The organism is Bradyrhizobium sp. 27S5 (assembly GCF_037217225.1).
GTDB classification, from domain to species: domain Bacteria; phylum Pseudomonadota; class Alphaproteobacteria; order Rhizobiales; family Xanthobacteraceae; genus Bradyrhizobium; species Bradyrhizobium septentrionale.
In genome coordinates this window covers 5,053,744-5,067,741 of the sequence record NZ_CP147714.1, presented here as the reverse complement: position 1 = coordinate 5,067,741, position 13,998 = coordinate 5,053,744, and the positions used below count along the sequence as shown (strand labels likewise).

The window sequence follows — 13,998 nt, the reverse complement described above, 5'->3', positions numbered from 1 at the left end:
GATGCCATGGTCCTACCCAAGGCGGAAGAGGAATGGGGCCGACGCGCCAGTGACTTCCTCAAGGCGGAAATGAAGAAAGCCGACGTGACCTATGCCGAGTTGGTCAAGCGGTTGAAAAAACACGGCCTCAAGGACGAGACAGAGGCCGGGATCACGATGAAACTCAAACGCGGATCGTTTACGGCGATCTTCTTTCTTGCCTGCGTTGCGGCGCTAGAGCTCGAACAGGTGGTATTAGAAGAGATTTGAGCGCCCCAAGCTTGATCAGCGCCAAACTGTGAGGACCCTTTGGCGCTTTGCTGCATTTTATGCTAGCGGCAGGCCTTCGCAACGACGCGAGAGGACTTCGAGGAATGAAGCGGACAGAGCGCCCTTATCGTCTTCAGGTGGAATTGTCGGAAGACGACAAGAAGGCGATTGAAGACTTTTGGTTCCGCGAGCGCCTTCCGAATAGAGCGTCTGCTGTCAGAGAATTACTGCGACGCGCGATAACACAATATCAGAAAGAAATTTCAAACTGAGGCGTGACTAAGGTGCTGAAACCGCTTGTGGCGTTTGCGCCATAATACCGCGCGGGCCGACATTGTCGGAGCGGATCAGCCGCAGGCGGTTGAGCCGCTCGGTGTCGGTGAGTTTTACAGCGCTGGGCGTCCGGTCATGCATGTGGAGCGTAGCTTCGCCCAACCTGGGATTGTGATCAACCACGACATTGGCGCAGTGGGCGTGACGCGCTACAAGCGGTCGCCAATTCCGGGGAAGCCGACCATGATCTCACTTGCCGACCTCAAAGCGCGTATCGAGCAGGGCGCGCTGTCGCCCGAGGCTGCCATCGGCCAGTCGCTGGAGGCGATCGGCGCGCTGGAAAAGACCATCGGCGCCTTCGTCCGCCACGACGACAAGGCGCGGGCGCAGACTGCCGGGCCGCTGCGCGGTATTGCGGTCGGCATCAAGGACATCATCGATACCGCCGACTTCCCGACCGAGATGGGGGCTGCGATCTATCGCGCCCATCAGCCGCGCGCCGATGCGCCTGTCGTGATGGCGCTGAAGCAGGCCGGCGCCACCATCATCGGCAAGACCACGACCACGGCGTTCGCCGCGAACGATCCGACTGCAACCCTCAATCCGCACAATCACGCGCATACGCCGGGCGGATCGTCGTCGGGCTCGGCCGCCGCGGTCGCCGCCGGGATGATCCCGCTGGCATTGGGCACGCAGACCGGCGGCTCGGTGATCCGGCCGGCCTCGTTCTGCGGCGTCGCCGCGATCAAGCCGAGCTACCGGCTGCTGCCGACCGTCGGCGTGAAATGCTTTTCCTGGACGCTCGATACCGTCGGGCTGTTCGGCGCCGGCGTGCACGATGTCGCGCTGGGGCTGGCCGCGATGACGAAGCGGCCTGAGCTGATCGTGCCGTCATCGGTCGCTGTTCCGCGCATCGGCGTGGTGACGCAGGCTTTCGCCGGCGCACCTGAAACGTCCGGCGCGGAGGCGTTGCAGAAGGCGGCGCGGGCGGCGGAGCAGGCGGGGGCGACCGTTCGCGAGCTCGCAATGCCTGACATCGTCGCGGAGGCGTGGCGGATCCATTCGGTGGTCCAGGAGTTCGAGGCGCATCAGTCGTTCGCCTGGGAGTATGGCCGGCACTACGATGCGATGCCGCCGCTATTGCGCGGCCGGCTCGACGAGAGCAAGGGCGGCACACCCGCCGAGTACGACGCGGCGATGGACATCACGCTGCGCGCGCGGCAGGCGCTGGCCACTATCCTCGGCGAGGTCGATGTGCTGCTGACGCTGTCGGCGCCGGGCGCGGCGCCGGAGGGGTTATCGTCGACCGGCGATCCCCGTTACAACCGGCTCTGGACGTTGATGGGCGTGCCCTGCGTCAACGTGCCGACGCTGATCGCCGAGGGCGGATTGCCGGTCGGCGTGACCGTGATCGCGGGCTTCGGCGGCGATGCCAAGGCGCTGGCGGCGGCGAGCTTTGTCGAGGATGCGTTGAAGCGGTAGCGGTGCGATTGCGTCACTTCTTCTCGCCGATCTTGCCTTCGGTGCCGGCCTGCAGGCGCTGGATGTTTTCGCGGTGCGTGTAGAACAACAGCAGCGTCAGCACGGCGAACAGCGAGGCGAGGGCGTTGTGGCCGAACCACCACAGGAACAGCGGCGTCACGAACGCGGCGATCAGCGCCGACAGTGACGAGTAGCGCGTGGTGTAGGCGGTGCCGAGCCAGATCACGGCGAAGATCAGCGCCGCTGGCCAGAACAGCCCGAGCAGCACGCCGAGATAGGTGGCGACGCCCTTGCCGCCGCGAAACCTGAGCCAGACCGGGAACAGGTGGCCGAGGAACGCGCCGAGCGCCGCCAGCATCGCGGCGTTCGGGCCGTCGATGGTGCCCGCGATGATGACGGCGACCGTGCCCTTCAGCATGTCGCCGATCAGCGTCGCCGCAGCGAGGCCCTTGCGGCCGGTGCGCAGCACGTTGGTGGCGCCGATATTGCCCGAGCCGATCGTGCGCAGATCCTGGGTGCCGGCGAGCCTGGTCAGCACCATGCCGAACGGGATCGAGCCGAGCAGATAGCCGATCAGGAAGGCGGGCAGCAGCATCGCGTCAGCAGACATCGCGGTGGTTCCCTGGACGGCCGGTCCGGTCGATTTCGGCCAATTCCGTCAATGAAATATTAACCATCAACCCGCACCATGGCCTTGGAAATGAGGGAGCTTATCATGGCTTCTGTTCGCAGGCGGCTGGAGCAGCTGTTCTTTGTCGTTTACGTCGCAGCTATCGTCGTCGGAACGACGATGGAGGCGATGTCGCAACTCGCGGCGCGTTGAGTTCCATTCAAATTTAGAGCTTTTCCGTTCCGATTGCATCGGAACGGGGCTCTAATTTTTTGTTTTGACGCGTTTTCTTCACGCGAACCGGTATCCACTTCGCTCGAAAACGCTTTGGCTTTAGACGTGCTCGTACACGGTCCGTCCGCCGACGATGGTCCGCGTCACGCGGCCGGAGAAGCGGGCGTCGTCGAACGGCGTATTCTTGCACAGCGATTTGAGATCGTCGCGGTCGAGCACCCAGGGCGTTTCGGCGTCGATCACGATGACGTCGGCAGGGGCGCCAGCGCGCAGCGTGCCGCCGGGTAGGCCGAGCAGTTCCGCCGGCCGGGTCGACATCGCCCGGATCAGCGTCTTGAAATCCATCTCGCCATTGTGGATCAGCCTGAGCGCCGCCGGCAGCATGGTCTGCAGGCCGACTGCGCCGCTCGCCGCTTCCGCGAACGGCAACCGCTTGACCTCGACGTCCTGCGGATTGTGATCGCTCATCACGACGTCGATCAGCCCCGAGGCCAGCGCCGCGACCAATGCCCTGCGGTCGTCCTCGGTGCGCAGCGGCGGCGACAGCTTGAGGAAGGTGCGGTAGGGCCCGATATCATTTTCGTTCAAGGTCACGTGGTTGATCGAGACCGAGGCCGAAACGTTGTAGCCGGAGTCGCGGGCGCGCTTGAGGATCTCCAGCGACTCGGTCGAGGTCAGCGAGGCCGCGTGATAGCGGCCGCCGGTCAACCCTGCCAGCCGCATGTCGCGCTCGAGCATGATCGACTCGGCGGCGGTTGGAATTCCGGCAAGCCCGAGCCGGGTCGCGAATTCGCCCTCGTTCATGACGCCTTCGCCCACCAGGTTCGGGTCCTCGGTGTGATGCACGATCAGCGCGTCGAAATCGCGCGCATAGGTCAGCGCGCGCCGCATCACCTGGGCGTTGGTGACGCTGCGGTCGCAGTCCGTGAAGGCGACCGCACCGGCGGCCTTGAGCAGGCCGATCTCGGTCATTTCCAGGCCCTGCATGCCCTTGGTAAGGGCCGCCATCGGATGGATGTTGACGATCGCGGTGTCGCGGGCGCGGCGTAGCACGAAGTCGACGGTCGCGGAATTATCGATCACCGGCGAGGTGTCGGGCTGGCAGATGATGGTGGTGATACCGCCGGCGGCCGCGGCTTGGCTCGCGGAGGCAAAGGTCTCGCGATGGCTGGCGCCGGGTTCGCCGACGAAGGCGCGCATGTCGATCAGGCCGGGGGCCACGATCTTGCCGGCGCAATTGACGATGTCGGTGCCTTCGGGGACGCCGGCGGCGCCGATGCCGCGCTTGGCGTCACGGATCACGCCGTCGGCGATCAGGACATCGCCCGGACCGTCGAAGTCGCGGGAGGGATCGATGACGCGGGCGTTGGCGAGCAGGATGGGGCGGCGGTCAGTCAGCATGGCGTCACGCGTTCGGCAGGTTGCGGGCGAGCGCTTCGAGCACCGCCATGCGCACTGCCACACCCATTTCAACTTGTTCACGGATCAGCGACTGCGCGCCGTCGGCGACGAAGGTGTCGATCTCGACGCCGCGATTCATCGGGCCCGGATGCATCACCAGCGCGTCCGGCTTGGCGTAACCGAGCTTCTTCTGGTCGAGGCCGAAATAGTGGAAATACTCGCCCGTCGACGGCACGAAGGAGCCGTTCATGCGCTCGCGCTGCAGCCGCAGCATCATCACGATGTCGGCGCCGTTCAGTCCCTCGCGCATGTCGCGCGCGACCTCGACGCCCATCCGCTCGATGCCGGGCGGCAGCAGCGTGGAGGGGGCCACCACGCGGACGCGCGCGCCCATGGTGTTGAGCAGGAAGATGTTGGAACGCGCCACACGCGAATGCAGCACGTCGCCGCAGATCGCGATCGTCAGCCCCTCGAGCCGGCCCTTGTTGCGGCGGATGGTCAGCGCATCCAGCAGCGCCTGCGTCGGGTGCTCGTGGGCGCCGTCGCCGGCATTGATCACGGAACCGTCAACCTTGCGCGCCAGCAGTTCGACCGCGCCGGAGGCGTGGTGGCGCACCACTAGGATGTCGGGGTGCATCGCGTTCAGCGTCACCGCAGTGTCCATCAAGGTCTCGCCCTTGCGGGTCGACATCGATGACACCGACATGTTCATGACGTCGGCGCCGAGGCGTTTTCCAGCGATCTCGAACGAGGACTGGGTCCGGGTCGACGCCTCGAAGAACAGATTGACCTGGGTGCGGCCGCGCAGGCTGGCGCGCTTCTTGTCGACCTGGCGGTTGAGCTCGACATACTCCTCGGAGAGGTCGAGCAGGCCGGTGATGTCGTCAGCGGAAAGCCCTTCGATGCCCAGCAGATGCCGGTGACCGAGGACAAAAGTCGATTTCAATGATGGGGTCATTAAAGCGAGAGCTATAGGCGCGGATGGCCGGTGGGGCAAGCGCGAAGAGGGCTAGGGGGAGTTTTCCCCGAGTAAGATGTGACGGCCTTCTCCGCCGTCATGCCCGGGCCTATCCCGGGTGTCCACGCCTTGCTTTTGCGGGCGTTTCGGGAACAAGACGTGGACAGCCGGGATCGACCCGGCGACTGCGCCGGAGCGAGAACTGATGAAAATTGTCGTGATCCTCGTCGCTGTTGCCGGCCTGGTCTCACCGGCGCTTGCCCAAGGCGTGGCCCAAGGCGTGCCCGGCGGCTTCGCGTTCCTGCGCGACATCGATCCGACCATCATCCAGGACATCCGCTACGCCAGTTCGAACAATTTCATGGGCCGGCCGCTCGCGGGCTATGGTGCGGCGGAATGCGTGGTCAAGCGCGAGGTCGGGCTTCGGCTCAAGGCCGTGCAGCAGGAACTGGCGCGGCAGAAATTGTCGCTGAAGATGTTCGATTGCTACCGGCCGGCCCGCGCTGTCGCCGACATGGTGGCATGGTCGAAGAACGGCAGGGAGACCGCGGCCGAGCGGCGCTACAACCCGGCGTTCTCGAAAGCCGATCTGTTCCGCCTCGGCTATATCGCCACCCATTCCGGTCATTCGACCGGGGCGGCGGTCGATCTGACGCTGGTCGATCTGACCGCGGACAATTCGGGGGCATTCGATCCTGCGCGCGCCTACGCCGATTGCACGGCGCCGGTCGCGGCGCGCGCGCCCGAGGGCAGCGTCGACATGGGCACCGGCTATGACTGCTCCGACGTGAAGGGACACACCGCTGCCAGCTCCATCACGCCCGCACAGCGGCGCTGGCGCAACCTTCTGGTCGCGGCGCTGGCCCGCCAGGGTTTTGTGAATTATTGGAGGGAATGGTGGCACTTCTCGCTGCCGGGCGCGGGCGCGGCGGCTTACGATTTCCCGATCGCGCGGGCGCGCTAGGACCACAGCCGCCGCTGTAGAGACGACCCAACGCCGTTCTTGGCCACGGGCGTTCGTGATGCATTTTGCTATTGTGGCTTCTTCATTGTTGCGTATCGGCCAATGGAGCACGCGATGCCAGACAGCAAGCCAATCGAGGCGAAGTCGCACACCCCGGTGCCGCAGGGCTATCTGCTTGGTGCCGGAGAGGGTGAGCACCTGATCCATTTTCGCGATGGTGGCAACATCTTCATCAAAGCCGACCCCATGACGGGGTCCAACAACATTGGCCTCGGCATTCAGCAGTTGCCCAAGGGCTCGGGCATTCCCCTTCACCGACACCTCGACAGGGACGAAGCCTTCTACGTTCTGGAAGGCAGCGGCACGGTCACACTCAACGATGTGCGGCACGCCTGCGAAAAAGATGGAACGATTTTCATACCCAGAAACACATGGCATGGGTTCAGTAGTCCAGACCGGGAGCTGGTTCTGCTGTGGATCATGGTGCCCCCGGGCCTCGACGGTTTCTTTCGCGAAACCTGCAGCCGACCCGGCGAGCCGCGAAAGCAATTGACGCGGGAAGAGATCAACGCGGTCGCCCTCAAATACGGGGCCGAATTCGCCTAGGCGGGCTCAAACATTTGCCCACCGCTAGCAGGGCAAAGCGGACGTGGCATCGTCGTGCCGTCAATTCCAGTCGCCGATTCCGAAGTAAATCTGGCCGTTTACAGAATTCGGCCAATCCGGCGCGGAAATCGGCGCGCCGCGGGGGCGTTGTCCGTGCCATTTTCGATGCGGCGGGCTCGGACCCCGCAAGTCGTGATGTGGAGATGCCCCGGATGAAACTGATCGCGTCGATACGGACGATTTCGATCGCGCTTTGTCTGTTGGGGCCGGCGTCCGCCGACGAGCTGACGACTCCGGGCGACGCAACGAGCCTGGGCTTCTCCGCCGCGCGGCTGGCGCGGATCGCGCCCTGGTACCAGGGCCGCTTCGATGCCTTCTCGCCGTCGGACGGCCTTTTGCCCGGCGCCGTGGTCGCGATCGCCAAAGGCGGCAAGCTCGCCTATTTGCAGGCGATCGGATTTCAGGACCGCGCCAAAACCGTGCCGATGAAGACGGATTCGATCTTCTGGATCGCGTCGATGTCGAAGCCGGTGACCAGCGTCGCTGCCATGATGCTGGTCGACGAGGGCAAGCTCGACCTCGACGCACCGGTTGTGCGGTATCTGCCCGAGCTTGCGGAGATGCGGGTCGCGTCCCTGAAGACCGACCCGGCCACCGGCAAGACGGAATACGGGCTCGATCCGCCGAAGCGGCCGATGACGGTTCGCGATCTGCTGCGGCATACGTCGGGCCTGATCTACCCGGAAATGGATTTTGCCTATCCGGAACGCGGCCTTTCGGACGCGGACGCCGAATTTGCGATCCGGGTGATCCACATGCTCTACGGCTCGAAGGCTGTGTTCAGGCGCGACAAGACGTTGGCGGATTTCGTCTCCAGTCTGGCCAGCTTGCCGCTCGCCCATCAGCCGGGCGAAGTCCATGAATATGGCTGGAACGCCGACGTGCTCGGCCGCATTGTCGAGGTCGTGTCCGGTCAGTCTTTCGACCAATTCCTGCAGAGCCGCATCTTCGCGCCGTTGCATATGGTCGACACGGGCTTCTATGTGCCGAAAGAGAAGCTCGACCGCCTGGTCGATTCTCCCATGCCGGAACGGCCGCCGATCTGGGATGTCACGAAGCCGACGAAGCTGTTTTCCGGCGGCGGCGGACTGGTGTCGACCGCGCCCGACTATCTGCGCTTTTGCCAGATGCTTCTCAACGAGGGTGAGCTCGATGGCGTGCGCCTGCTCAGCCCGCAGGCGGTGAAGCAGATGACGACGAACGCGCTGTCTCCGGACGCTCGGATCTTTGGCGGTGACGAGGTCGGCAGCCGCGCCGGAACGACCTTTGGGCTTGGCTTCGGGATCCGCGTCAATCCCGTCTTCAGCTGGATACCGGGCGCCGTCGGAAGCTATTCCTGGGCCGGGTTGTGGGGCACCTATTTCTGGATCGATCCGGTGGAGAAACTGATCGGCCTGCAGATGATCCAGGCGACGCCCGGCAGCAAGGGACGCGCAGCGCTGCGCTACGCCGGGATCAATCATCTCACCTATGGCGCATTGACGGTTGCCGGGTCGTCCTCGTCTGCTCCGCCGGCGGGATCGGCGATGGCGAGCCCGGAAGCGCTCGCCGACTATGCCGGGATGTATGATTTCGGCGCCTCGGTGAGTTCGCGCGACCGGCAGGGCCTGGCCGACGGCAAAACCGGCTGGCTCGGCATCGAGGCGTTCGTCACGATGGAGCCGGAGGGCCTGCGGATCAATCGGCCGCTTCCTCACAGCCCCGCAGCCAAGGCCGGCGTAGTGGCGGGCGATCTGATCACCGAACTCGACGGCGCGCCGCTCAAGGGACGTTCGCTCGGCGACGTGCTGGCCCGGCTGCGAGGGCAGGCCGACACGGCGATCAGGATGAAGACGGTCCACAAGGGGCAAGACGGTGCAAACGAGCTCAGCGTTGTGCGGGCTGCGCGGAGTGTCGATACGGTCCAGCTTCAGCTTCGCGTCGAGCAGGGCAGGCTCGTCGCGGAAGCTATGGGGGCCTGGCCGCTCCTTGCGTTCGAGAAAGGCAAGGCGACGCCGCTGGTCGCCACATCGAACAACGAATTCGCGGTGGAGGACGAGGATCACACCAGGATCGCGTTCGTCAGGGACACGGCGGGCAGGGTCTCCGGGCTCATCCTCAATCCCGGGCCCTGGGAGCAGAAGGCGGCGATCATCGCGCCGGCACCGAAATAGCGGATGTCGAAAGCCGGATCGGATTTCCTTCAAATCCGACGCATCTTGGCAAGACAAAGCTTGCCATCGCAAAAGCAGCTGAATGCACGTTCAACACTCCTTAATTGCGGCCGTATCAAGTGCGCGCATTACGGGAGCACGAAGCATGCGTTTCGGAGCCATTGCAATCATTGTCGTCGGCGCTGCCGGCATCGCGATCTACGACCAGTACGACAAGGGCGCGAACTACCAGCGCGTCGATGCGCGCATCAGCGGCGTCAACGAGCAGTGCTATTTGGAAAAGGTCGAGCGCGGGGTCATCACCAAGACGACGTTTACTTCCGACCTGACTCGCTGCGAAACTGCCGAGCTGCTGCGCAAGGAGCATCCGAAGTGGCAGGGCTATGACGTGAAGCACAAGATCGAGGTGCGCGTCGTCTATGTCTCGCCGGTTGATGGAGCCACGCACCAGTCGAGCCTGCAGATGTCCTACTTCCCTAACGGCAAGCCGCTGCGCGCCGGCGACGTGTTGCCGGTGTTGGCCTCCAAGACCAAGGCGGAGAAGACGCGTTCGATCTGACCGCCGCGGCGGTCGGGCAGGATGGGAGTTCGACGATGCGTCTGGGGCTCTACGGGATCATCGCCATCGGCCTCGCGGGCTTCTATGCCTATGGCGAGCTCGACAAGCGGGTGAACTTCCGGCCGATCGACGCGCGCGTCAGCAGCGTCAAGGAGCAATGCTACATGGAGAGGACCGAGGGGTCGCGGAGCTCGACCTCCGATCTGTTGTCTTGCGAGCTTGTCGAGCTGCTGGCGCGGCATCATCCGAAATGGCAGGGCTCCGACATCAAGCACAAGATCGAGATCCGGTTTCTCTACATCTCCCCGGTGGATGGCGCCGCGCATGAGTCGAACCTGCAGCTGGCGGCCTATCCGGATAACCGGCAACTGAGCAGCGGCGACATTTTTCCTGTCCAGGCGTCCAGGAAGGAGGCGAGCCGGACCCGCGCCAGTGACTGGGTCGACCGCTGGCTCGGCCGCCATGCGCCCAGGCATGGAAGCATCTAGGGCAGGCACTGATAAATCTGGATTGTCCGCGTCTAGCGGTAGAGCGGACATGGCCTGACCGGCCCGGAACGTCTGCAAATGACCCATTTCGGACTTCGTCACTGCAAAAATGTTTCGTCGTGATGAATGGGTAACAGCCCGGCCTGTAGGAGCGTGTTAGCCTTGACGATTGCTGGAGGCCGTAGTGAACAAGCTGGCAAATGCGGTTGCAGCCATTGCGCTGGTCGGAACGCCCGTTTTCGCGGCAGACATGCCGGTCAAGGCTCCGCCGCCCGCACCCGCACCGGTCTATAGTTGGACCGGATTGTATGTGGGCGGCAACGTCGGTTACAGCTGGGGCAAGGCCGATACCGATGTTGTAGGCAACGCGACCACCGTTGTGTTTCCAACCTTCTTAGGTGGCTTTCCAAACAATAGCGTTGCGGTTGCGGGCTCGAATACAGCAAAGCTAAATGGCGCCAGCGGCGGTGGCCAGGTCGGCTACAATTATCAATTCAGCCCGAGATGGGTGTTGGGCTTCGAGGCTGATATTCAAGATTCGGGCGAGCGAGGGGGCAATACGTTTGCCGCTCCATTCTCAACGACAGTTTGCACGCTCGCGGCCGCGGGCCCACCGGGGGTGCCTGTAGTATTTCCTAATAACGGTCCTCCGACCTGTCTTCTGACTGGCACGCTCAACGGCACCGCAGCGACCACGTATGATGCCAAGATTAACTGGTTTGGGACAGTTCGTGGCCGTGTTGGAGGTTTGATAACCGATCAGGTTTTGATCTATGGGACCGGCGGCTTGGCTTTTGGCCGCGTCGAAGTGTCGGGCGTTACTGGTGTTAGTGGGTCAATAAACACCAACGCTGCCCTTACACCCAGCGCGAACGCCTTCAGCGACTCCAGGACGAAGGTTGGCTTTACGGTTGGCGGAGGGATCGAGGGCAAAATCTCATATGGGATGGGCTGGACGTGGAAATTGGAATACCTCTACGTCGACTTGGGATCGCTCGACACGATCGGCCCGTTTCCTGGCGCGTCCGTCAACCCGCCCGGTTTGGGGTTAATCACATCGCCCTTCAGCGGCACTATCACCACGCACACCCATTTCACCGACAACGTCTTGCGCGTCGGGCTGAACTATCAGTTCCACTGATCTGACTACGGCGACTTCTGGTTCTGGCCCTTAGCTGACATGCCTTCATCATCTCTCCCCGATGTCCGACTTCGGGGCCAGCACCTGCCTGCATCGCGCGGGCCCATTTTTGAGTACACGTCCTGGCTGAAGCGCATTTTTCGCTGCCCGGCACCGGCGCGCAGGCTTATGATCCATCGATTCCATTGCGCCACGGCTGGCCCGTGATCCACCCCGGCGGAGACCGGTTGTCCGCGCAGCGAGACCAATTACCGAGGAGACCATGACGCAGGCTCCGTTCGCCACCCACGACGTCTTCAACCAGTCGCCGCCGTTTTGGGATGTCGACCTGTTCACGGCGGACGCGCCGCTGGTCGCGGCCGTCGCCGCCAATGGCGGCGCGGCGGCGACGGCTGAGCTGTCCGATTTCGGCAAGCAGTGGGGATCTGCCGTGATGGCGGAGCGCGGCCGCGTCGCCAATGAGAACACGCCGAAACTGCGAATGTTCGATGCCAGGGGCAACCGCCGCGATGAGGTCGAGTTTCACCCGGCCTATCACGAGCTGATGGCGCACTCCGCGCATGCCGGGGTGCACAACTCGACCTGGACCGCGGACGGCAGGCCGGCCGGTGGCGCGGCCGAAGTGGTGCGCGCGGCAAAATTCTATATCGCAGCGCAAGTCGAGACTGGCCATCTCTGCCCGATCACGATGACGCGCGCCTCGGTCGCGGCGCTGGCCTCACAGCCGGACATTCTGGCGAAGACGATGCCGGTGATCGGCACGCGCGCCTACGACCCGAGCTTTGCGCCGTGGTGGACCAAGCGCGGCATGACGCTCGGCATGGGCATGACCGAGAAGCAGGGCGGCACCGATGTGCGCGCCAACATGACGCGCGCCGAGCGCGACGGCGATGCTTATCGCATCACCGGGCATAAATGGTTCATGTCGGCGCCGATGTGCGACGCGTTCCTGGTGCTGGCGCAGGCCGAGCAGGGGCTGAGCTGTTTCTTCATGCCGCGCTTTGCGCCCGACGGCACGGTCAATTCGATCCACTTCCAGCGGCTGAAGGAAAAGCTCGGCAACCGCTCCAATGCCTCCTCGGAGGTCGAATTCCACGGCGCGTATGCCGAGCTGGTCGGCGAGGAGGGCAAGGGCATCCGCACCATCATCCAGATGGTGCAGCTGACGCGGCAGGATTGCGCGATCGCATCCGCCGGCTTGATGCGCTCGGGGTTGGCGCATGCGCTCAATCACGCGCGGCATCGCAGCGTGTTCCAGAAGCATCTCGCCGACCAGCCGCTAATGCAGGCGGTGCTCTCCGACATGGCGCTGCATGTCGAGGCGCAGGCCGCGCTGGTGATGCGGCTCTGCCGCGCCTTCGATCGTGCGCCCACCGACGCAGGCGAGGCCGCCTATATGCGGCTGCTGACGCCGGCGATCAAATACTGGATCTGCAAGAGCGCACCTAGCTTCCTCTATGAGGCGATGGAGTGCCTCGGCGGCAATGGCTATGTCGAGGAGGGCATTTTGGCGCGGCATTACCGGGAGTCGCCGGTCAACGCGATCTGGGAAGGCTCCGGCAACGTGATGTGCCTCGACGTGCTGCGTGCGCTCGGCCGCGAGGCCGATGCCGCGCTCGCCGTGCTGCGCGCGCTCGCCGACGAGACCAAGGGCCTGCCGGGTGCGGCCGATGCTGTTGCGATGATTGGGAAGTCATTCCGCCGCTCCGACAGCGAGCGCATCGCGCGGCTGGCGGTCGAGAAGCTTGCGCTGCTGGCGGCCGCCGCGGCGCTCAACCAGGTCTCGCCCAAAAACGCCGAGCTGTTCGCGACGACACGGCTTGCCGAACGCCACGCCGGCATGTACGGCGCGGTGGACCTATCCGATTCCGATCAGCGCGCGCTGCTGGCGCGGGCGCTGCCATGACCACATTCACCACCGTCATGCCAGGCCTTGTGCCGGGCATCCACGTCTTTGCTTTGATCCAGCAAGAAAAGACGTGGATGGCCGGGACAAGCCCGGCCATGACGAACCGATAGAGCCGAGGTTCGCTGATGGATTCTCTCACGCCGCAGGATGCGACTGCCGCCACCGACCTTGCGCCACGTCCCCCGCGGGTCTGGAAGTTCTGGGGCACCGCGCTGTGGGGCCTCGTCATCTTCGCCGCGATGTTCCTCGGCCAGGTCGCGGTTATCGTCTACCGGATCATGGCGCAGGGCGCAGAGCTGTCGGTGGCCGGCATCACCCATGTGGTCGCCGACGGTCTGACGATCTCGCTCTCGGTGCTCGCCGGCCTGCCGATGGTGGTGCTGGTGCTATGGCTCGCGATCCGCCGGACCCGGATATCGTTCGCGGATTATCTCGGGCTGCGCGGCACGTCGTGGAAGAATGTCATCATCGGCATCGTTGCGCTGCTCGTGCTGGTCGGGGCCTGGGACATGGTGTCCCGCGCCGCCGGCCGCGAGGTGACGCCGGGCTTCATGGGCGACGTGCTGAAATCGGCGCAGGAGCACAGCGCGCTGTGGCTGCTGGTGATCGCCTTCGCCGTCGCCGCGCCGCTCTGGGAAGAGCTGTTCGCGCGCGGCTGGCTCTATCGCGGCTGGTCCGAATCTGCGCTCGGCCCCTACGGCGCGATCCTGCTGTCGTCGATCGTCTGGACCGTCATGCACCTCCAGTACGACTGGTTCTTCCTCTGCGAGGTGCTCTCGATCGGCCTGCTGTTCGGCTACCTCCGTTATCGCACCGGCTCGACCTGGCTGACCATCCTGCTGCACGGGCTGAACAACCTCGCGGCCACGATCCAGACCTGGTGGCTGGCGGGGTAGCGGTCTCGCATGTTA

14 protein-coding genes are annotated in these 13,998 nt (G+C 64.2%); 10 read left to right on the top strand and 4 right to left on the bottom strand.

The features are described from left to right. The first annotated feature begins 6 nt into the window (after window positions 1–6). Window positions 7–249 (top strand): DUF6471 domain-containing protein, encoded by a 243-nt coding sequence (locus tag WDM24_RS23770; protein WP_338827219.1) that lies wholly within the window; start codon window positions 7–9, stop codon window positions 247–249. 279 nt (window positions 250–528) lie between these two features. On the opposite strand, the gene WDM24_RS23765 is transcribed toward WDM24_RS23770, so the two are convergent. Further along, window positions 529–663, bottom strand: a complete 135-nt coding sequence (locus tag WDM24_RS23765; protein WP_338827217.1) for a hypothetical protein — start codon at window positions 661–663, stop codon at window positions 529–531. A 102-nt stretch (window positions 664–765) separates the two neighbouring features. On the opposite strand from WDM24_RS23765, the gene WDM24_RS23760 reads away from it, so the two are divergent. Beyond that, window positions 766–2,004, top strand: coding sequence for an amidase (locus WDM24_RS23760; RefSeq protein ID WP_338827215.1), 1,239 nt, complete (start codon window positions 766–768; stop codon window positions 2,002–2,004). A 13-nt stretch (window positions 2,005–2,017) separates the two neighbouring features. Here WDM24_RS23760 and plsY read toward each other — a convergent pair whose 3' ends face one another. From plsY to WDM24_RS23745, 3 genes are all read right to left on the bottom strand, one after another. Further along, window positions 2,018–2,614, bottom strand: coding sequence for a glycerol-3-phosphate 1-O-acyltransferase PlsY (plsY, locus tag WDM24_RS23755; protein WP_029081054.1), 597 nt, complete (start codon window positions 2,612–2,614; stop codon window positions 2,018–2,020). Window positions 2,615–2,947: 333 nt separating this feature from the next. Next, window positions 2,948–4,249, bottom strand: coding sequence for a dihydroorotase (locus tag WDM24_RS23750; RefSeq protein WP_338827213.1), 1,302 nt, complete (start codon window positions 4,247–4,249; stop codon window positions 2,948–2,950). A 4-nt stretch (window positions 4,250–4,253) separates the two neighbouring features. After that, a complete protein-coding gene (locus WDM24_RS23745) occupies window positions 4,254–5,207 on the bottom strand; it encodes an aspartate carbamoyltransferase catalytic subunit (protein ID WP_166294423.1) in 954 nt (317 codons plus the stop codon). Between the two features lie 205 nt (window positions 5,208–5,412). Here WDM24_RS23745 and WDM24_RS23740 point away from each other — a divergent pair, with 205 nt between their 5' ends. The 8 genes from WDM24_RS23740 (at window position 5,413) to WDM24_RS23705 (ending at window position 13,983) form a co-directional block, all read left to right on the top strand. Beyond that, a complete protein-coding gene (locus WDM24_RS23740; protein ID WP_338827211.1) occupies window positions 5,413–6,171 on the top strand; it encodes a M15 family metallopeptidase in 759 nt (252 codons plus the stop codon). A gap of 114 nt (window positions 6,172–6,285) precedes the next feature. Then, window positions 6,286–6,777, top strand: coding sequence for a cupin domain-containing protein (locus tag WDM24_RS23735; protein ID WP_338827210.1), 492 nt, complete (start codon window positions 6,286–6,288; stop codon window positions 6,775–6,777). Between the two features lie 212 nt (window positions 6,778–6,989). After that, on the top strand, window positions 6,990–8,990 hold the full coding sequence (locus tag WDM24_RS23730; RefSeq protein WP_338827209.1) for a serine hydrolase: 2,001 nt from the start codon (window positions 6,990–6,992) through the stop codon (window positions 8,988–8,990). Between the two features lie 145 nt (window positions 8,991–9,135). Then, window positions 9,136–9,549 carry a hypothetical protein gene (locus WDM24_RS23725; RefSeq protein ID WP_338827208.1) on the top strand — a complete coding sequence of 138 codons (414 nt, stop codon included), beginning with the start codon at window positions 9,136–9,138 and terminating at the stop codon, window positions 9,547–9,549. A 35-nt stretch (window positions 9,550–9,584) separates the two neighbouring features. Then, window positions 9,585–10,037 (top strand): hypothetical protein, encoded by a 453-nt coding sequence (locus WDM24_RS23720; RefSeq protein ID WP_338827207.1) that lies wholly within the window; start codon window positions 9,585–9,587, stop codon window positions 10,035–10,037. A 184-nt stretch (window positions 10,038–10,221) separates the two neighbouring features. Beyond that, complete coding sequence (locus tag WDM24_RS23715) at window positions 10,222–11,178, top strand: outer membrane protein (protein WP_338689344.1); 957 nt, start codon at window positions 10,222–10,224, stop codon at window positions 11,176–11,178. 262 nt (window positions 11,179–11,440) lie between these two features. Further along, window positions 11,441–13,084, top strand: a complete 1,644-nt coding sequence (locus tag WDM24_RS23710) for an isovaleryl-CoA dehydrogenase (protein ID WP_338827205.1) — start codon at window positions 11,441–11,443, stop codon at window positions 13,082–13,084. A 128-nt stretch (window positions 13,085–13,212) separates the two neighbouring features. Continuing rightward, a complete protein-coding gene (locus WDM24_RS23705) occupies window positions 13,213–13,983 on the top strand; it encodes a CPBP family intramembrane glutamic endopeptidase (protein ID WP_338827203.1) in 771 nt (256 codons plus the stop codon). Window positions 13,984–13,998: the final 15 nt, after the last annotated feature.

Coding starts and splice junctions, on each gene's coding strand:
- WDM24_RS23770 (WP_338827219.1), top strand. CDS start 7: ATGGTCCTACCCAAGGCGGAAGAGGAATGGGGCCGACGCGCCAGTGAC.
- WDM24_RS23765 (WP_338827217.1), bottom strand. CDS start 663: ATGCATGACCGGACGCCCAGCGCTGTAAAACTCACCGACACCGAGCGG.
- WDM24_RS23760 (WP_338827215.1), top strand. CDS start 766: ATGATCTCACTTGCCGACCTCAAAGCGCGTATCGAGCAGGGCGCGCTG.
- plsY (WP_029081054.1), bottom strand. CDS start 2,614: ATGTCTGCTGACGCGATGCTGCTGCCCGCCTTCCTGATCGGCTATCTG.
- WDM24_RS23750 (WP_338827213.1), bottom strand. CDS start 4,249: ATGCTGACTGACCGCCGCCCCATCCTGCTCGCCAACGCCCGCGTCATC.
- WDM24_RS23745 (WP_166294423.1), bottom strand. CDS start 5,207: ATGACCCCATCATTGAAATCGACTTTTGTCCTCGGTCACCGGCATCTG.
- WDM24_RS23740 (WP_338827211.1), top strand. CDS start 5,413: ATGAAAATTGTCGTGATCCTCGTCGCTGTTGCCGGCCTGGTCTCACCG.
- WDM24_RS23735 (WP_338827210.1), top strand. CDS start 6,286: ATGCCAGACAGCAAGCCAATCGAGGCGAAGTCGCACACCCCGGTGCCG.
- WDM24_RS23730 (WP_338827209.1), top strand. CDS start 6,990: ATGAAACTGATCGCGTCGATACGGACGATTTCGATCGCGCTTTGTCTG.
- WDM24_RS23725 (WP_338827208.1), top strand. CDS start 9,136: ATGCGTTTCGGAGCCATTGCAATCATTGTCGTCGGCGCTGCCGGCATC.
- WDM24_RS23720 (WP_338827207.1), top strand. CDS start 9,585: ATGCGTCTGGGGCTCTACGGGATCATCGCCATCGGCCTCGCGGGCTTC.
- WDM24_RS23710 (WP_338827205.1), top strand. CDS start 11,441: ATGACGCAGGCTCCGTTCGCCACCCACGACGTCTTCAACCAGTCGCCG.
- WDM24_RS23705 (WP_338827203.1), top strand. CDS start 13,213: ATGGATTCTCTCACGCCGCAGGATGCGACTGCCGCCACCGACCTTGCG.